The following is a 17214-nucleotide window of genomic DNA, read 5'->3' on the forward strand; positions in this document are numbered from 1 at the left end:
CGACGACGAAGGCCCCGGCGGAGCGATGCTCGCCGGGGCCCGATCATCGGTGCGCTGAGGTCAGTGCGTGTCTTCGGCCTCGACCTCGGAGCGGTCGCCCGACCACAGGGTGTGGAAGGTGCCGTCCTTGTCGATGCGCTTGTAGGTGTGCGCACCGAAGAAGTCGCGCTGGCCCTGGATGAGAGCGGCCGGCAGGCGCTCCGCACGCAGGCCGTCGTAGTACGACAGCGACGAGCTGAAGGCGGGGGCCGGGATGCCGGCGCCGGCCGCGGCCTGCACGACGTGGCGCCAGGCCTCCTGGGCGCGGCCGAGGGCCTCGACGAAGTACGGCGCGGTCAGCAGGACGGGGAGCTCGTCACCGGTCGCGTATGCGTCGGCGATGCGGTTGAGGAACTGCGCGCGGATGATGCAGCCGCCGCGCCAGATCTTCGACACGGCGCCGAGGTCGATGTTCCAGCCGTACTGGGCCGCTCCAGCCCGGATCTCGTCGAAGCCCTGCGAGTACGCGACGATCTTCGAGGCGTAGAGCGCCAGGCGCACCTGCTCGATGAAGGCGTCCGCGTCGTCGACCGTGAAGGAGGCGTCGTCGGGGCCGGGCAGCGAGCCCGAGACGTCGCGCTGCTCACGGTGGCTCGACAGCGACCGCGCGAAGACGGCCTCCGCGATTCCCGAGACGGGAACGCCCAGATCGAGCGCGGTCTGCACGGTCCACGCTCCGGTGCCCTTGGCGCCCGCCTGGTCGACGATCACGTCGACGAGCGGCCGACCCGTCGCGGCATCCGTCTGACGCAGCACCTCGGCGGTGATCTCGATGAGGTACGACTCGAGCTCGCCGCGGTTCCACTCGGCGAAGATGTCGGCGATCTCGGCGGGCGACTTGCCCGTGCCGCGGCGGATGAGATCGTAGGCCTCGGCGATGAGCTGCATGTCGGCGTACTCGATGCCGTTGTGCACCATCTTCACGAAGTGGCCCGCGCCGTCGTGGCCGACGTGCGTCACGCAGGGCTCGCCCTCGGCGACGGCGGCGATCGACTTCAGGATCGGGCCGAGGGTCACCCACGACTCGTCGGGGCCGCCGGGCATGAGAGAGGGACCGAGCAGAGCGCCCTCCTCGCCGCCGGAGACGCCCATGCCGACGAAGTTGAAGCCGGCCTCGCGGACGGCCTTCTCGCGACGGATGGTGTCGGTGAACAGCGAGTTGCCGCCGTCGACGATGATGTCGCCCGGCTCGAACACCCGCATGAGCTCGTCGATCACGGCGTCGGTGGGCCGACCGGCCTTGACCATGATGATCGCGGTGCGGGGCTTCTGCAGGTTCGCTGCGAACTCCTCGTACGAGAACGCGGGGATGAAGCCCGCCTCGGGGTGGGTCTCGACGAGCTCGTCGGTCTTCGAGCGCGACCGGTTGAACACGGCGACCGTGTTGCCTTCGCGGCTCGCGAGGTTGCGGGCGAGGTTCGAGCCCATGACCGCCAGCCCGACGACACCGATGTTCGCGGAGCCGGAGCCTGCCTCGGCGGGAGCGCTGCTCTCGTCGGGGGTCGGTCGGTCGACTTCCTCGGGACGCGGGGCGCCCTCGTGGACCGTGGCCGCTTCGTGCGGCGCCTGATCCTGATCGGTCGAGGGTCCTGTCGGTGAGGGGGTCGACGCCATGCGTAGCTCCAGGTTCGCGTGCGGGTGGAATGGCCAGACTGCGAGAGAGCCCGGCTCTCTCGCCACTTTATCCGTTCGGCAGGCCGGCCGGAGCGGCTTGCGAGAAGGCCGCGACACGTGTGACGGCGTCGGATGTCGCTCGGATGATGGTGGCGGCATCGCGAGCTTCGACGGCCGACCGCGGCAGCATCCACGAGCCGCCGACGGCGGTGACCTGCGGGTGCGCGAGGTAGGCGTCGAGGTTCGTCGCGTCGATTCCGCCGGTCGGCACGAATCGCAGATCTCCGAAGGGGCCTGCGAGCGCGCGGAGTGCGGGCAGACCGCCCGATGTCTCGGCGGGGAAGAACTTCACGGTGCTGATGCCGGCGGCGAGCGCCGCCATGATCTCGCTCGCGCTCACGGCCCCCGGAACGAGCGGCACCCCGAGCGCGGCGGCTCGGTCGGCGACGGCCGGGTGGAACCCGGGCGAGACGAGGAAGCGGGCTCCCGCGGCGACCGCCACGTCGACCTGCGCGGGCGAGACGATCGTGCCCGCTCCGACGATCATGTCGCCCCGTTCGGCGATGGCCTCGATGGCCGCCGGCGCTGCGGGGGTGCGGAAGGTGATCTCGGCCACGGGCAGTCCGCCCTCGGCGAGGGCATCGGCGATGAAGACGCCCTGGTCGACGGAATCGGCGACGACGACCGGAACGAGGCGGTGGCGGGCGATCTGATCGAGAACAGCGACCATGATGTTTCTCCTCGGGGTGTCCATCGTCGGCCGAATGATCATATCATTGGGACTCGGCGACGCTGCCGCCCGCCGGACACCCGAAGATGGGCCCCTATGAAGATCCTCGCTCTCGAAGCCAGCACCACCTCGGCGAAGACCATGCTCTTCGACACGGACACCGGTGCCGTCGCCGTCCGCAGTCGCCGGTTCGAAGTCGACGGACCCGATTCCGCGGTCCGCGACGGGGACGCGATCTACATCCAGCTCATGGCCCTCGGCCGCGAAGCCGCGGCGGGGCAACGGATCGACCTCATCGTGCTCAGCGGCACGTGGCACGGCCTGACGCTGCGCTCCGGCGACCTCTCCGCAGTCACGCCGGTGATGGAGTGGCCGTACACCGGAGCGCAGGATCTCAGCGCCGCCCTGCGTGCCGACGACGATTTCACGTGGTGGTTCTACGAGCGCACCGGCTGCATGGTGAACGCGATCTACCCCGTGTTCAAGCTCCAGCACCTGCGGGCGCAGGGACTCGACATCGACGGCCTCCTCGCCCTCGACCAGGCCAGCCTCATCTTCGCCCGGATGACGGGTGAGATCTGGACGAACGACTCGCTGGCCTCCGGCAGCGGCCTGCTCTCGGCCACGGACGCGACGTGGGACCGCGAGGTCATCGACCGGTTCGACCTCGGCCGCGTGCGGCTGCCCGAGCTGCACTCGACGACCGCGACGGCCCCGCTGTCGACAGAGGCCGCGGTTCTCCTCGGGCTCGCCGCAGGCACCCCGGTGCTGACGCCCGGCCCGGACGGCGGCTTGAATCAGATCGGCGACCTCGCGACCGAGCCCGGCGAGATGACCTTCTCGATGGGGACGAGCGGTGCTCTCCGCGTCGCGTCGCGCCACCCGGCGTTCTCGCCCACCCTCAGCACCTGGTCGTACCGTTCGCCGCTCGGGGCCCTGAGCGGTGCCGCGACCTCAGGATGCGGCAACTGCGTCGACTGGGCGCGTGATCGACTCTTCGGGGCGTCGACGGATTACCTCGACATCGAGCCGTCGCTGTCGACCGACCGCGTCGACCTCCCGGTCTTCCTGCCCTTCCTGTTCGGCGAGCGGAGCCCGGGCTGGCAGGATCAGCGCCGCGGCGGATTCGTCGACCTCGCGCCGGCGCACTCGCGGGTGGACATGTACCAGTCGGTCCTCGAGGGCATCGTCTACTCGCTCTACCACTGCTACAAGGAGCTCACCGCGCTCGGCGGCACGCCGCGTCGGATCATCCTCTCCGGTGGAGTCCTGTCGTCGCCGTTCTGGACGCAGCTGACCGCCGACGTCTTCGGGGTCGAGATGGAGGTGTCGGCGCAGCAGCACACCTCGATCGTCGGTGCGGTGCGCATGGGCATGCTCGCAAGCGGGCTCGACCTGCGGCATCCTGCCTTCGACGACGTCGAGGTCCGCACGATCACTCCCCGCGAGCAGCACCGCGATCGCTACGACGAGGGGTTCGCCCGCTATCTCGATCAGTACCAGCGCACCGTGCCCGGCTCGCAGGGGGCGGCACGATGAAGGTGCTGGTGACGCCGACCTCGCTGTGCCGTGACCCGCACGGCGCATCGCTGGGCCGTCTCCGTGAGGTGGTCGACGAGGTGATCCTCAACCCGCACGGGCGGCCGCTGACTCCGGCCGAGCTCGTGCCGCTCGTCGCCGACGTCGACGGCATCATCGCCGGGCTCGACGACTACGACGAGACCGTCTTCGCGGCCGCGCCCCGCTTGCGCGTGCTCGCCCGCTACGGCGTCGGGGTGGACCGGGTCGACTTGGACGCCGCGGCCTCGCGAGGTGTCGTCGTGACGCGGACCCCGGGTGCGAACGCGATCGCGGTCGCCGAGCTCGCGGTCGGTCTCATTCTGGCCGCCGCGCGGCGCATCTCGAGACTCGACGAAGCCGTGCGCGCGGGGGAGTGGCCGCGCTTCGAAGGCAAGGAGCTCACGGGCGCGACCGCCGGGGTCGTCGGTTTCGGCGCGATCGGCCGGCTCGTCGCCGAACGCGCCCGGGCCCTCGGGATGAGGGTGATCGTGTTCGACCCGATGCTTCCCGATGAGGCGTTCGCGCAGGCCGGGGTCGAGCGGGTCGACATCGACGAGCTGTGCAGGCGCAGCGACGTGGTCAGCCTCCATGTGCCGCTGCTGCCCGAGACCCGGCATCTGCTCGACGAGCGGAGGCTGGCGCTGCTGCCCGCCGGCGCGATCGTCGTCAACACCGCTCGGGGCGGACTTCTCGACGAGACTGCGGCACGCCGCGCGCTCGACGACGGTCGTCTCCACGGCGTCGCGATCGACGTCTACGAGACGGAGCCGCCCTCCAGCTCGCCACTCGTGGGGCACCCGGGCGTGGTGGCGACGCCGCACGCGGGAGGACACACGAGCGGTGCGGTGCAACGGATGACGGATCAGTCGATCGATGCGCTTCTGACGGCGCTTCGCGGCGGTCGGCCCGACGGGCTGGTCACACCAGCGCCCGCACCTCGCTGAGGACGGCGTCGACGTAGCCGCGGGTGTGGCGTTCCGCGCCGTCGGCGTCGCCGCGCGCGATCGCCGCGGCTGTCTGCACGTGGTTGTTGAGAGCCTCTTCGTACGGGACGGCAGGAGTGAGTCCCACGTCTGATCGCCCCGCGATCACCGCGGCGATCGCCGCCTTGTTCGCGGCGAGCATGAGGTTGCCGCTCATGTCGAGGATGAGGTCGTGGAACTGGATGTCGACCTCGAGGTACTCGGGCGATGCGCCCTCGCCGCTCCGACCCAGCTCCTCCAGCCGCGCAGCGAGGCGCAGGAGTTCGGACCGCTGCACGTCGGTGCCGCGCTGGGCGGCCAGTCGTGCGGCGATCGGCTCGACCGCGGAGCGCAGCTCGTTGACCACGACGATCTGGTGATCGCGTCGGGGCGAGGCGAGCTGCCAGCCGATGAGGCGGGTGTCGAGCGCGCTCCATTCGTTCGTCGGCGTCACGGTGAGACCGACCCGGCGGCGCGAGGAGAGCATTCCCATCGCTTCGAGCACGCGAACCGCTTCGCGGATGACCGTGCGAGAGACACCGAACTCGGCCTCGAGGTCGGCCAGGGTGCACACCGATCCGGGCGCGAGCTCGCCCGATGCGATGCGGAGGCCGAGCGCGTCGAGCACGGACCCGTGGGATGCCTGCGCCATGACGCCTCCGAAAAATACGATCAGTGGTTGTAAAAGATACGATCATTGTGCGAGGATCGCTCTGCTCCGCTGCCGTGGCACGGGGCAGCTCGAATACTAACGCGGGACGATCCGCGGGGTTCAGCCCCGGGGCGTCCGCTTCCCGACATCAACGGAGATACCGATGGAAGACTGGACCCAGACGCTGGGTGCCGGACCGCTGCTGCTCATCGCAGTCGGCGCGATCGCCCTGATCCTGTTCCTGATCATCGTCTGCAAGGTGCACGCCTTCCTGACGCTGATCATCGTCTCGCTGCTCACCGCGTTCGTCGCGCAGGTGCCGGTCTCGGCGATCGCGAAGACGCTCACCGACGGCTTCGGCGGGACACTCGCCGGGGTCGCCCTGCTCGTCGCCCTCGGCGCCATGCTCGGCCGGCTCATCGAGCACTCCGGCGGCGCGAAATCGCTCGCCGACAAGTTCGTCGAGGTCTTCGGTGAGAAGCGCGCTCCGTTCGCGCTCGGCATCGCCTCGCTCATCCTCGGCTTCCCGATGTTCTTCGACGCGGGGCTCGTCATGATGCTCCCGATCATCTTCGCGATCGCGCGTCGCGTCTCGAAGGCGAACGTCCTGCTGTTCGGCATCCCCGCCGCCGCGGCGTTCTCGGTCATGCACGTCTTCCTGCCGCCGCACCCCGGACCGGTCACCGCGACCGAGGCCTACGGTGCGAACCTCGGTCTCGTCCTGCTTCTCGGCCTCGTCATCGTCTTCCCCGTCTGGTACGTCTCGGGCTACCTCTGGGGCAAGTTCATCGCCGCTCGGATCCCGCTGCCCGTGCCCGCGCTGTTCGGAGAGAGGGACGACGATCAGCCCGCGAACCCGCCGCGTCCGCTCACCGTGATCCTGCTCCTGCTGCTTCCGATGCTCCTGATCTTCATGAACACCGGACTGACCACGCTCGCGACCGAGGGCATCGTCTCGACCGACGACCTCTGGGTCCAGGTCCTGGTGCTCCTCGGCAACTCCTTCGTGGCTCTGCTCATCACGGTGATCGTGGCCACCTTCGTCCTGGGCACGCGTCGCGGCGAGAACGGCACCGCGCTCGAGAAGGTCGTCGACTCGGCCCTCGGCCCCGTCGCCTCGGTCATCCTCATCACGGGTGCCGGCGGAATGTTCGGCGGAGTCCTTCGTGCCTCCGGAATCGGTGACGCGCTCGCCGACACGCTGTCCGACCTGGGCCTGCCGATCATCGTCGCGGCCTACGTCATCGCGGTCATCATCCGTCTCGCGCAGGGCTCCGCCACCGTCGCGCTCGTCACTGCCGCGGGCCTCGCCGCGCCGGCTGTCGTCGCAGGCGACTTCAACCCGCTCCAGGTGGCCGCGATCGTGCTGGCCACCGCGGCCGGCTCGGTGTTCGCCGGGCACGTCAACGACTCGGGCTTCTGGCTCGTCGGTCGCCTCATGGGCATGGACGTGAAGACCACCCTGAAGACGTGGACCGTGCAGCAGGCCATCGAATCCGTGACCGCGTTCGTCCTGGTGCTCGGTCTGTTCGGGCTCGCGTCGCTCATCTGACTTCGCCGACGACTGCTTCCCTTCCGGACGACAAGGAGTTCCGATGTCCTCTCTGTTCGATGTGACCGGGCGCGTCGCCCTCGTGACGGGCTCGTCGCGAGGGCTGGGGCGTTCCCTCGCGCTCGCCCTGGCCCGTGAAGGCGCCCGAGTCGTCGTGCACGGGCGTGACGCCGAGGCGGTCGAGCGCACGCGGCGCGAAGCCGCCGAGGCGGGATCGCCCGCACCGGTGTCAGCGGTCTTCGATGTCACGGATGCCGCGGCCGTCGAGGCGGGCGTCGCGGCGATCGTCGCCGAGGTCGGGGTGCCCGACATCCTCGTGAACAACGCCGGGATCCAGCGGCGCGCTCCGTTCGCGGAGTTCGCTGTGTCCGACTGGGACGAGATCGTCGCCGCCAACCTCAGCGGCGTGTTCTACGTCGCGCGTTTCGTGGCGCCGGGGATGGTCGAGCGCGGGTCGGGCAAGATCGTCAACATCGCCTCGGTGCAGTCGGCGCTGGCGCGACAGACGATCGCACCGTACTCCGCGACCAAGGGGGCGGTCGCGCAGCTCACGAAGGGGATGGCGGCCGACCTCGCCCGTCACAACGTGCAGGTCAACGCGCTGTCGCCCGGCTACTTCGCGACCGAGATGAATCGCGCGCTCGTCGACGACGCCGACTTCAGCGCGTGGCTCACGCAGCGCACGCCGGCACAGCGCTGGGGCGACTTCAGGGAGCTCGACGGAGCCCTGCTCTTCCTCTGCTCGAACGCTTCGAGCTTCGTGTCGGGACAGAACATCTTCGTCGACGGCGGCATGACCGCCGTCGTCTGACCGGAAGGACCACCATGCGCGCAGCACACATCCACGGCAAGCAGCACATCGAGATCTCCGATGTCGCCGAGCCCGTCCCCGGCCCGGGGGAGGTTCGTATCCGTGTCGACTACATCGGAATCTGCGGGTCGGACCTCCACTATTACTACGAGGGCGCCAACGGCGCGTTCGTCGTGCGGGAGCCGCTCATCCCGGGTCACGAGCTCAGCGGCCGGATCGACCTCGACCCCTCGGGTGAGTGGGAGTCCGGCACGCCGGTGACACTTCACCCCGCCACCTTCGGCCGAAAGGCCGAGGCGATCGCGGACGATCCCCACCTCTGGCCGGGCGGCGCCTACCTCGGCAGCGCCTCGACGACGCCGCACACGCAGGGCGCGCTCGCCGAGCTGATCGTCGCCGATCGCGCCATGGTGCGACCGCTGCCGACGTCCCTGCCGATCCGTCGCGCCGTGCTGGCGGAACCGCTCGCGGTGGCTCTGCACGGGCTCGGCAAAGCGGGCGATGTCGCGGGGGCGCGTGTGCTCGTGACCGGAGCCGGTCCGATCGGACTGCTTGCGGTGGCCGCAGCGATCGCCGCCGGCGCGGGGGAGGTGCACGCCACCGACGTGCTAGCCGGGCCCCTCGAGCGGGCACGACGACTCGGTGCGACGACGACGTTCGACGTGACGAGCGAGCAGCCGCCGGCCGACGCCTACGACGTCGTGCTGGAGTGCTCGGGAGTCGCGGCGTCGGTGTCCGCGGCGCTGCGCGCGGTGCGCCCGGCCGGGCGCGTCGTGCAGGTGGGCATGGTTCCCAACGAACCGCGACCGGTCAACTTGGCGCCGTTCATCTCCAAGGAAGTGGTCTACGTCGGCACATTCCGATTCAAGGATGAGATCGACGAGGCCGTCCGGCTGCTCGATGAGCGCCCCGAGATCGAACAGGTGATCACCCACGTCGTGGACGCCGACGACATCGTCGAGGCGTTCGCGACGGCGAAGGACTCGGAGGCATCCGGGAAGGTCGTCGTCGCGGTCTGGCCCGCGGGGCAGACGGGTCATCCCTTGCGGTAGCCCTGCCGGCCCATCGAGAACAGCGCGAGGCTGACGGAGACGATCGAGCCGAGCGTCATCGCACCGATGACCCACAGAAGCACGTGTGAGAACCAGCCGTAATCCATTTTTCCTCCGGGCGTAGGCGACGTCTCATCCACCCTACCCAGCGCTGGTAGAGTGGGGGTGTACTTCGGCGAGGGATGCCGCGTGCCCGCTGTGCGGGAACCGGGATCCGTGATCGACGAGGGTGTGTGCAGGACGTTTCCTCTCCACGCGCTCGCGTTCGCGTCGAACCCGCATACCGCTGAGCCGGCCCTCGGGCCCACAAGGAGAAACGCATGTCCACCGAGACCGACACCAAGGTCGTTGCAGAGACGCGCACCAACTTCGGCAAGGGCTTCGCCCGCCGTCTGCGTGCCGCTGGCCAGATCCCCGCCGTCATCTACGGCCACGGCACCGACCCCGTGCACGTCGCCCTGCCGGGCCACCAGATGCTGCTGCTGGTCCGCCGCGCCAACGCGGTGATCGAGCTGACGATCGACGGCAAGGAGCAGCTGGTCCTCGTCAAGGACGTCCAGCGCGACCCCGTGCGCCAGATCATCGAGCACATCGACCTCCTCGTCGTGAACAAGGGCGAGAAGGTCCAGGTCGACGTTCCTGTCGTCGTCACGGGCGAGCCCTTCTCGGGCACCATCGCGACGCAGGATGCGTCGTCGATCACGCTCGAGGTCGAGGCGACTCACATCCCGCAGACCGTCGAGGTGGACGTCGAAGGCCTCGAGGACGGCGCGCGCATCACCGCTGCCGACCTGAACCTGCCCCGCGGCGCCGCGCTGATCACCGACCCCGAGACGCTCGTCGTCGCCGTGTCGGTTCCTGCTTCGACGAACGCCGCCGCCGACGCGATCGAGGCCGCCGATGAGGCGACCGCGACCGAGCAGTCGGACGAGGCCGAGGGCGACGCGAAGTCCGAGTAAGACTCATCCGTGCGGAGCCCGTTCTCACCTCGTGAGGACGGGCTCCGTCGTTCGAAAGGCGCGCCATGGCGGACACCTGGCTCATCATCGGTCTCGGCAACCCGGGGCCGCGTTACGAGGCGACCCGGCACAACATCGGTCAGATGGTCATCGACGAACTCGCGAGCCGGCGGGGCGAGACGCTGCGCGCGCACAAGGCCAACGCTTGGGCTGCGGAGTCGTGGCTCCGTCCCGGCGCGGCCAAGATGGTGCTGGCCAAGCCGAAGACGTTCATGAACGTCTCGGGTGGCCCCGCGGCGGCCCTGGCGTCGTTCTACGGCGTCGATCCGGATCACGTCGTCGTCGTCCACGACGAGCTCGACATCCCCTTCGACACCATCAAGCTCAAGACCGGCGGGGGGCACGGCGGGCACAACGGCGTGCGTGATATCGCCAAGGCCCTCGGCACCCCCGAGTTCGCGCGTGTCCGCGTCGGGATCGGCCGGCCCCCGGGTGTCCAGGATCCGGCCGACTGGGTCCTCGACCCGTTCTCCGCTACCGAGCGCAAGACGCTCGGCATCCTCGTGTCGGATGCGGCCGACGCGGTCGAGACGGTCGTCGGCGACGGCCTGCTCGCCGCTCAGCAGCGCTTCCACGCACCGCGCTGACCGCGCTGTCGGAGGACGGCGAGGCGCCCGTGTCGGCGGCCGGCGGTAGGCTTCTGTGGTGACAGTTCCCGGGATCGTGCGCGCCCTTTCGCAGGCTGACTCCTTCCGGGAGGCGGTGACATCAGGCGCCTTCGGCAGCGTCGACTACTCGCTCGCCGACGGCCTCGACGCCCCGCTCCTCGCGGCGCTGCTCGAACAGCGCCGTCGCGACGGACGTCCCGCCGTCGTCCTCGCCGTCACGCCCACGGGCCGCCGGGCCGAGACGCTCGGTGCGGCGTTGCAGTGCCTCGTGCCCGAGGCCGAGATCGTCCACTTCCCCGCGTGGGAGACCCTGCCGCACGAGCGTCTGAGCCCGAGCCCCGAGACCGTCGGCCGCCGCCTGGCCGTGCTCCGCCGCGCGGCCGCGCACGACGGCCGCACCCCGCTGATCATCACGGCATCCGTGCGCGCGGCGCTGCAACCGCTCGCCGCTGGCCTGACCGACGCCGAGCCGGTGACGCTGTCCGTCGGCACCCGCGGAAGCGACCTCGAACAGGTCGTCCGCCGGCTCGTCGAACTTGCCTATCATCGGGTCGACATGGTCTCGCGACGCGGCGAGTTCGCGGTGCGCGGCGGCATCCTCGACGTCTTCCCGGCCGAAGCCGATCACCCGCTGCGCATCGACTTCTTCGGCGACGAGGTCGATCAGATCCGCGCCTTCTCGATCGCCGATCAACGCTCGCTTCCGGGCGAGGTCGAGAAGGCCGAGCTGCTTCCGGCGCGCGAACTGCTGCTGACACCCGCCGTGCGGGAGCGGGCAGCGGCGATGGCGCCGACCTTCCCGAGTCTGACGGGCATGCTCGAGAAGATGTCGCAGGGCATCCCCGTCGAGGGCATGGAGTCTCTCCTGCCCGCGCTGGCGGAAGGCGTCGTGCCGATCGTCGACTATCTGCCCCGCGATTCCGCGATCGCTCTCGTCGATCCCGAGCGATCGCGTACCCGCGCACGCACCCTCGGCGAGACCAATCGCGAGTTCCTCGAGGCCGCGTGGAGCGCGGCGACGGCCGGGGCCGACAGCCCCGTCGACCTCGGCTCGGGCGACTTCCTCACCCTTCCCGCACTGCGTGAGGCGATGCGTGAGCGCTCCGGTGTGTGGTGGACGCTCAGCGCGTTCGATTCGGGCGCCGCGGATGCCGCTGACGAAGGGCTGACCGACACCGGCGACGACCTGCGCATCGTCGGCAGCGCGGTGCCGTCGTTCCAGGGCAACGTCGACGGCGCCACCGCCCACATCGGCGACCTGTTGGCGCGCGGCTGGCGCGTCGTGGTGTGCGCCTCCGGTCCCGGTCTCGTCGATCGCGCCCGCGACGTGCTGGCGGAGCGGGGTATCGCAGCGCGCACGAGCGACGGGGTCGCCGAACTCGACGAGGAGGCCGTCGCGGTCTGCGTCGTGGCCTCGCTCGAGCGCGGTTTCGAGTCGGACGAGGCGAAGCTCGCCGTCCTGACCGAGAGCGAGTTCTACGGTCGCACGATCGGCAGCGACGGCCGCGTCGTGAAGAAGCTCGCGACGCGGCGACGCAACGTCGTCGACCCGCTCCAGCTCAAGCCCGGCGATGTCGTCGTCCATTCCACCCACGGCATCGGCAAGTTCGTCGAGCTCGTGCAGCGTGAGGTGTCGAGCGGCGGGCGCAACCCGGTCAAGACGCAGCGCGAGTACCTCGTGCTCGAGTACGCGCCCGCGAAGCGCGGCTACCCCGGCGACAAGCTCTTCGTGCCCACCGACCAGCTTGATCAGCTCTCACGCTACGTCGGCGGCGAGGCACCGGTGCTCTCGAAGATGGGCGGCAGCGACTGGGCCGCGGCGAAGGGCAAGGCGCGCAAGGCCGTCCGCGACATCGCCGTCGAGCTCGTCAAGCTCTACTCGGCGCGCATGGCGTCGAAGGGTCACGCGTTCGGACCCGACACGCCCTGGCAGCGCGAGCTCGAAGAGGCTTTCCCGTTCGCAGAGACGCCGGATCAGCTGCAGACGATCGACGAGATCAAGGCCGACATGGAGAAGCCGATCCCGATGGACCGTCTGCTCTCGGGCGATGTCGGGTTCGGCAAGACCGAGGTCGCCGTCCGCGCCGCGTTCAAGGCGATCCAGGAGGGCAAGCAGGTCGCGATGCTCGTCCCGACCACGCTCCTCGCGAAGCAGCATCTCGAGACGTTCACCGAGCGGTTCGCGGGCTTCCCCGTCAAGGTGCGGCCGCTGTCGAGGTTCCAGACGCCCAAGCAGGCACGAGAGACGGTCGAGGGACTCGCCGACGGCACCGTCGACATGGTCATCGGCACGCACCGCATCCTGACGGAGAAGGTCGCCTTCAAAGACCTCGGCCTGCTCATCATCGACGAGGAGCAGCGGTTCGGCGTCGAGCACAAGGACTCGCTGAAGAAGCTGAAGACGGGCGTCGACATCCTCGCGATGAGCGCGACGCCGATTCCGCGCACGCTCGAGATGGCCGTCACCGGCATCCGCGAGATGTCGACCCTCGCGACACCGCCGGAGGAGCGGCATCCGATCCTCACCTATGTCGGCCCTCGCAGCGACAAGCAGATCGCCGCCGCCATCCGACGCGAGCTCCTGCGCGAAGGCCAGGTGTTCTTCGTGCACAACCGCGTGCAGTCGATTCAGCGCGTCGCGGCGCAGCTCGGCGAGCTCGTGCCGGAGGCGCGTATCGCGGTCGCGCACGGCCAGATGGGCGAGCACCAGCTCGAACAAGTCGTCGACGATTTCTGGGAGCGTCGCGCCGACGTCCTCGTCTCGACGACGATCGTCGAGACCGGGCTCGACATCTCCAACGCCAACACGATCATCATCGACCGCGCCGACAAGTACGGTCTGAGTCAGCTGCACCAGCTGCGCGGCCGCGTCGGACGCGGGCGCGAGCGGGCGTACGCGTACTTCCTGTACGACGAGAACAAGCCGCTGAGCGAGACCGCCGCGGATCGTCTCGAGACGATCGCCGTCAACAACGACCTCGGCTCGGGTATGCAGGTGGCGTTGAAGGACCTCGAGCTCCGCGGCGCCGGAAACCTCCTGGGGGCCGAGCAGGCGGGGCACATCGCCGGGGTCGGATTCGACCTCTACCTGCGCATGATCGGCGAGGCCGTCTCGGCCTTCCGCGGCGAGGAGGTCGACGGCCCGGCAGAGCTGCGGCTCGAGCTGCCCGTGGCGGCGCGCATCCCCGAGGACTACATCGACAGCGAGCGGCTGCGACTGGAGGCCTACCAGAAGCTGTCGGCGGCGGCAGCCGTCAGCGCCAAGCACGACGCGATCGATCTCGTCGTCGAGGAGCTCACCGACCGGTACGGCCGTCCGCCCGCGGAAGTGGAGGGCCTGCTGGCGGTCGCCCGTCTGCGCCGACGGGCTGCCCAATCGGGCCTCACCGACGTCGTCGCGATGGGGCCCAATCTGCGGGTCGCGCCGGCGCGCCTGCCCGAATCGATGCGCATCCGGCTGCAGCGCCTGTACCCCAAGGCCAAGCTGCTCGCCGGCGGCGAGGCCCTCGTGGTTCCGCTGCCGACCGCGGGTGGCGCTGCGCTCAGCGACGCCGACCTGATCGCGTGGACGGGGCAGCTGCTCGAGCAGCTTTTCCCCGTCGCTGCGCCGGCCGCATCGTCCGCGACATCCTGACCGTCGGGCCGGGTCAGATGCTGATCCGGCCCGTCGCGAGCAGCACGACGGCAGCCACAGCACCGGCGACCGCGGCCGCGAAAACGACCCATTCGGCCCGCGTGAACACGCGTGCCCCCGCGCGTCGGCGGGCGGCAGCGAACAACGCGGTCCCGGGCACGATGATCAGCAGAGACAGCAACAGGTAGTGCGCGCCGGCCGCGATCAGAAGGAAGATCGTGTAACCCGTCGCGATGACGGCGACGAGCAGGTCGCGCACGCGCGCCCGCTCGCCCGGGCGGTACGTCTCGCCCGTGAGCGTGAGCTTCAGTGCGTAGCCCGCGGAGAGGACGAACGGGATCAGCACGAGCACGCTCGTCAGGTCGAGTGCCACCGAGAAGGCGTTCTCGGCGAACAGGACGACCACCAGCAGCACCTGCACCAGCGTCGTCGACAGCATAAGCGCACCGACCGGGGTGTCCTCGGCGTTGGTGCGCGAGAGGAACGCCGGCAGATCGCCGGACCGCGAGGCCTCCAGGAGGACCTCGGCCGCCATGAGCGTCCACGAGAGATAGGCGCCGAGCACAGCGACGATGAGCGAGGCGCCGATGAACACCGCCCCCGCCGGTCCCACGATCGTCTCCAGGACTCCGCCCAGAGACGGCTCCGCGAGCGCCGCGATCTGCTCACGCGGCAGCACCCCGAACGAGACGATCGTCACTGAGGCGAAGACCGCGAGCACGCTGAGGAAGCCGAGGAGCGTGGCGCGTCCGACGTCGCGCCGCGAGCGGGCGTGGCGAGAGTTGACGCTGGCCCCTTCGAGGCCGATGAAGACGAAGACGGTGACGAGCATCGTGGCGCGGATCTGGTCCCACAGGGGGGCTCCCGCCGGTCCCGCCCAGTTCGCGGCGAACACCGCGGGATCGAAGACTGTCGCGCAGAGGACGACGAACACGACGATCGGGAGCGTCTTGGCGATGCTGACGACGCGGTTCACGGCGGCAGCGGAGCGGACGCCCCGGCGGATCAGGATGAAGAAGAGCCAGAGCCCGGCCGACGACACCGCCACGGCGGCGATCGTGTCGCCCGCGCCGAGGGCGGGGAAGACCGCGCCCAGGGTCGAGGTGATGAACACCCAGTAGAAGACGTTGCCCGCGCACGCACTGGCCCAGTATCCGAAGGCCGAGAAGTATCCGAGATAACGGCCGAAGCCTGCTCGTGCGTAGCTGTAGACGCCTGCGTCGAGATCCGGCCTGCGATTGGCGAGCAGCTGGAACGCGAAGGCGAGCGCGAGCATGCCCCCGCCCGCGACCGCCCATGCGACGAGCGTCCCGGCGACTCCGGTCTCGGCCGCGAACCCGGCGGGGAGCGAGAACACCCCCGCTCCCACCATCGAGCCGATGACGAAGGTCGACAGGGTGAGCATCGACACGGTTGCCGGGCGCGCTCCGGTACGCGTGAGCGCGGGGTCCGTGGGGGAGGAGGGATCGGCAGGCACGGGGTGAAAGCCTAACCCCGCTCGCACGCCGCGCGGGCCCCCGGCGGCGTCAGATGACTCCCTGAGCGAGCATCGCACGTGCGACGCGCTCGAAACCGGCGGCGTTCGCCCCGACGACGTAATCGCCCGGGTGGCCGTACCGCTCGGCAGCGGCGAACGCGGCGTCGTGAACGTTCTTCATGATCTCGCGCAGCTTGTTCTCGCTGTCGGCGAAGCCCCAGCGCTGACGTGATGCGTTCTGGCTCATCTCGAGGGCTGATGTCGCCACGCCGCCCGCGTTCGCCGCCTTACCGGGACCGAACAGCACGCCGGCCGCACGGAACGCATCGACCGCTTCGGGCGTCGAGGGCATGTTGGCGCCCTCGACCACGACACGGACGCCCCCGTCGATGAGCGAGCGCGCATCGTGGCCGTCGAGCTCGTTCTGGGTCGCGGAGGGGATCGCGACATCGACCGCGGTGCCCCACGGGCGGCCCCCGTCGACGAAGGTCGCGCCGGGGCGGTGATCCAGATACGCCGAGATGCGCCGGCGGTCGATCTCCTTGACCTGCTTGAGCACGGCGAGGTCGATCCCGTCCTCGTCGACGATCGTGCCCGAGGAGTCGGACGCCGTGATCGGGGTTGCGCCGAGCTGGTACGCCTTCTCGATCGCATAGGTCGCGACGTTGCCCGAGCCCGAGACGGCGACGCGCTTGCCGTCGAGGGAGTCGCCCTCGACGGCGAGCATCTCCTGCGCGAAGAAGACGGCGCCGTAGCCGGTCGCCTCCGTGCGGACCTCCGCGCCGCCCCACTGCACGCCCTTGCCGGTGAACATGCCCGACTCGTGGCGGTTGGTGATCTTGCGGTACTGACCGAAGAGGTAGCCGATCTCGCGCGCACCGACGCCGATGTCGCCGGCGGGGACGTCCGTGTGTTCGCCGAGGTGCCGGTAGAGCTCGTTCATGAAGGACTGACAGAAGCGCATGATCTCGGCATCCGATCGGCCGTGCGGGTCGAAGTCGCTCCCGCCCTTGGCGCCGCCGATGCCCTGACCGGTGAGGGCGTTCTTGAAGATCTGCTCGAAGCCGAGGAACTTCACGATCGACAGGTTCACGGTCGGGTGGAAGCGCAGTCCGCCCTTGTACGGTCCGAGCACCGAGGAGAACTGCACGCGATAGCCGCGATTGACACGAACGGTGCCGGCGTCGTCGAGCCACGGCACGCGGAACATGATCTGCCGCTCGGGTTCGACCAGTCGCTCGAGGATGCCGTCGCGCGCGAGCTCGGGCTGGGCGTCCACGACCGGCGCGATCGCCTCGAGCACCTCGTGAACGGCCTGCTGGAACTCGGGCTCGTGCGGATTGCGCTGGAGGACGGTGTCGAACACCGGCTGAACGGAGGAGGGCAGGGGAGCGTGGTCTTCGGTCATGGTGGAGCTTTCTGGCCGAGCGGGCGGGACCCGAACCACGCTAGCGGGCGCGCCGGGGCCGCCTCGGCCATGTGACGATCGGACGATGCGGCGGTG

14 protein-coding genes are annotated in these 17214 nt (G+C 69.9%); 8 read left to right on the forward strand and 6 right to left on the reverse strand.

Going from position 1 to position 17214, the window contains the following annotated elements:
* Nucleotides 1-60: 60 nt before the first annotated feature.
* Nucleotides 61-1653 carry an NADP-dependent phosphogluconate dehydrogenase gene (gndA, locus tag ACU6RU_RS04565; RefSeq protein WP_289329675.1) on the reverse strand — a complete coding sequence of 531 codons (1593 nt, stop codon included), beginning with the start codon at nt 1651-1653 and terminating at the stop codon, nt 61-63.
* A gap of 67 nt (nt 1654-1720) precedes the next feature.
* Nucleotides 1721-2383 carry a bifunctional 4-hydroxy-2-oxoglutarate aldolase/2-dehydro-3-deoxy-phosphogluconate aldolase gene (eda, locus tag ACU6RU_RS04570; RefSeq protein WP_120262421.1) on the reverse strand — a complete coding sequence of 221 codons (663 nt, stop codon included), beginning with the start codon at nt 2381-2383 and terminating at the stop codon, nt 1721-1723.
* 96 nt (nt 2384-2479) lie between these two features.
* Here eda and ACU6RU_RS04575 point away from each other — a divergent pair, with 96 nt between their 5' ends.
* Together ACU6RU_RS04575 and ACU6RU_RS04580 are read left to right on the forward strand one after the other, a co-directional pair.
* The gene (locus ACU6RU_RS04575) at nt 2480-3922 is read left to right on the forward strand and encodes a gluconokinase (protein ID WP_446726024.1); all 1443 of its coding nucleotides are present in this window, start codon (nt 2480-2482) and stop codon (nt 3920-3922) included.
* Complete coding sequence (locus tag ACU6RU_RS04580; RefSeq protein ID WP_446726025.1) at nt 3919-4887, forward strand: phosphoglycerate dehydrogenase; 969 nt, start codon at nt 3919-3921, stop codon at nt 4885-4887. The genes ACU6RU_RS04575 and ACU6RU_RS04580 overlap by 4 nt, the downstream gene beginning before the upstream one ends.
* Here ACU6RU_RS04580 and ACU6RU_RS04585 read toward each other — a convergent pair.
* Nucleotides 4862-5557, reverse strand: a complete 696-nt coding sequence (locus ACU6RU_RS04585; RefSeq protein WP_120262424.1) for a FadR/GntR family transcriptional regulator — start codon at nt 5555-5557, stop codon at nt 4862-4864. The genes ACU6RU_RS04580 and ACU6RU_RS04585 overlap by 26 nt on opposite strands.
* A 163-nt stretch (nt 5558-5720) precedes the next feature.
* On the opposite strand from ACU6RU_RS04585, the gene ACU6RU_RS04590 reads away from it, so the two are divergent.
* From ACU6RU_RS04590 to ACU6RU_RS04600, 3 genes are read left to right on the forward strand one after another with little or no spacing between them, the layout of a single operon-like run.
* Nucleotides 5721-7109 (forward strand): GntP family permease, encoded by a 1389-nt coding sequence (locus tag ACU6RU_RS04590; protein WP_120262425.1) that lies wholly within the window; start codon nt 5721-5723, stop codon nt 7107-7109.
* A gap of 43 nt (nt 7110-7152) precedes the next feature.
* On the forward strand, nt 7153-7920 hold the full coding sequence (locus tag ACU6RU_RS04595) for an SDR family oxidoreductase (RefSeq protein ID WP_120262426.1): 768 nt from the start codon (nt 7153-7155) through the stop codon (nt 7918-7920).
* Between the two features lie 14 nt (nt 7921-7934).
* On the forward strand, nt 7935-8972 hold the full coding sequence (locus ACU6RU_RS04600) for a zinc-binding dehydrogenase (RefSeq protein ID WP_446726026.1): 1038 nt from the start codon (nt 7935-7937) through the stop codon (nt 8970-8972).
* Here the strand turns inward: ACU6RU_RS04600 and ACU6RU_RS04605 are convergent.
* Nucleotides 8957-9079 (reverse strand): hypothetical protein, encoded by a 123-nt coding sequence (locus ACU6RU_RS04605; protein ID WP_259455154.1) that lies wholly within the window; start codon nt 9077-9079, stop codon nt 8957-8959. The two genes, ACU6RU_RS04600 and ACU6RU_RS04605, sit on opposite strands and share 16 nt — an antisense overlap.
* 213 nt (nt 9080-9292) lie before the next feature.
* Here ACU6RU_RS04605 and ACU6RU_RS04610 point away from each other — a divergent pair, with 213 nt between their 5' ends.
* The 3 genes from ACU6RU_RS04610 (at nt 9293) to mfd (ending at nt 14233) form a co-directional block, all read left to right on the forward strand.
* Nucleotides 9293-9931, forward strand: a complete 639-nt coding sequence (locus ACU6RU_RS04610; protein ID WP_120262428.1) for a 50S ribosomal protein L25/general stress protein Ctc — start codon at nt 9293-9295, stop codon at nt 9929-9931.
* 65 nt (nt 9932-9996) lie between these two features.
* Entirely contained in the window at nt 9997-10578 is a 582-nt protein-coding gene (pth, locus tag ACU6RU_RS04615; RefSeq protein ID WP_120262429.1) for an aminoacyl-tRNA hydrolase, read from the forward strand.
* 58 nt (nt 10579-10636) lie between these two features.
* A complete protein-coding gene (gene mfd, locus ACU6RU_RS04620; RefSeq protein ID WP_446726027.1) occupies nt 10637-14233 on the forward strand; it encodes a transcription-repair coupling factor in 3597 nt (1198 codons plus the stop codon).
* A 13-nt stretch (nt 14234-14246) separates the two neighbouring features.
* Here mfd and ACU6RU_RS04625 read toward each other — a convergent pair whose 3' ends face one another.
* On the reverse strand, nt 14247-15710 hold the full coding sequence (locus ACU6RU_RS04625) for a basic amino acid/polyamine antiporter (protein WP_446726028.1): 1464 nt from the start codon (nt 15708-15710) through the stop codon (nt 14247-14249).
* A gap of 49 nt (nt 15711-15759) precedes the next feature.
* Nucleotides 15760-17118: an NADP-specific glutamate dehydrogenase gene (gdhA, locus tag ACU6RU_RS04630; protein WP_289329667.1), complete on the reverse strand. Its 1359-nt coding sequence runs from the start codon at nt 17116-17118 to the stop codon at nt 15760-15762.
* Nucleotides 17119-17214 lie beyond the last annotated feature (96 nt).

The sequence above is a fragment of the Microbacterium sp. F1-18 genome, assembly GCF_052921305.1.

What these genes read in the sequence shown, in the direction of transcription:
- gndA (WP_289329675.1), bottom strand. Translation starts at nt 1,653, where the DNA reads ATGGCGTCGACCCCCTCACCGACAGGACCCTCGACCGATCAGGATCAG.
- eda (WP_120262421.1), bottom strand. Translation starts at nt 2,383, where the DNA reads ATGGTCGCTGTTCTCGATCAGATCGCCCGCCACCGCCTCGTTCCGGTC.
- ACU6RU_RS04575 (WP_446726024.1), top strand. Translation starts at nt 2,480, where the DNA reads ATGAAGATCCTCGCTCTCGAAGCCAGCACCACCTCGGCGAAGACCATG.
- ACU6RU_RS04580 (WP_446726025.1), top strand. Translation starts at nt 3,919, where the DNA reads ATGAAGGTGCTGGTGACGCCGACCTCGCTGTGCCGTGACCCGCACGGC.
- ACU6RU_RS04585 (WP_120262424.1), bottom strand. Translation starts at nt 5,557, where the DNA reads ATGGCGCAGGCATCCCACGGGTCCGTGCTCGACGCGCTCGGCCTCCGC.
- ACU6RU_RS04590 (WP_120262425.1), top strand. Translation starts at nt 5,721, where the DNA reads ATGGAAGACTGGACCCAGACGCTGGGTGCCGGACCGCTGCTGCTCATC.
- ACU6RU_RS04595 (WP_120262426.1), top strand. Translation starts at nt 7,153, where the DNA reads ATGTCCTCTCTGTTCGATGTGACCGGGCGCGTCGCCCTCGTGACGGGC.
- ACU6RU_RS04600 (WP_446726026.1), top strand. Translation starts at nt 7,935, where the DNA reads ATGCGCGCAGCACACATCCACGGCAAGCAGCACATCGAGATCTCCGAT.
- ACU6RU_RS04605 (WP_259455154.1), bottom strand. Translation starts at nt 9,079, where the DNA reads ATGGATTACGGCTGGTTCTCACACGTGCTTCTGTGGGTCATCGGTGCG.
- ACU6RU_RS04610 (WP_120262428.1), top strand. Translation starts at nt 9,293, where the DNA reads ATGTCCACCGAGACCGACACCAAGGTCGTTGCAGAGACGCGCACCAAC.
- pth (WP_120262429.1), top strand. Translation starts at nt 9,997, where the DNA reads ATGGCGGACACCTGGCTCATCATCGGTCTCGGCAACCCGGGGCCGCGT.
- gdhA (WP_289329667.1), bottom strand. Translation starts at nt 17,118, where the DNA reads ATGACCGAAGACCACGCTCCCCTGCCCTCCTCCGTTCAGCCGGTGTTC.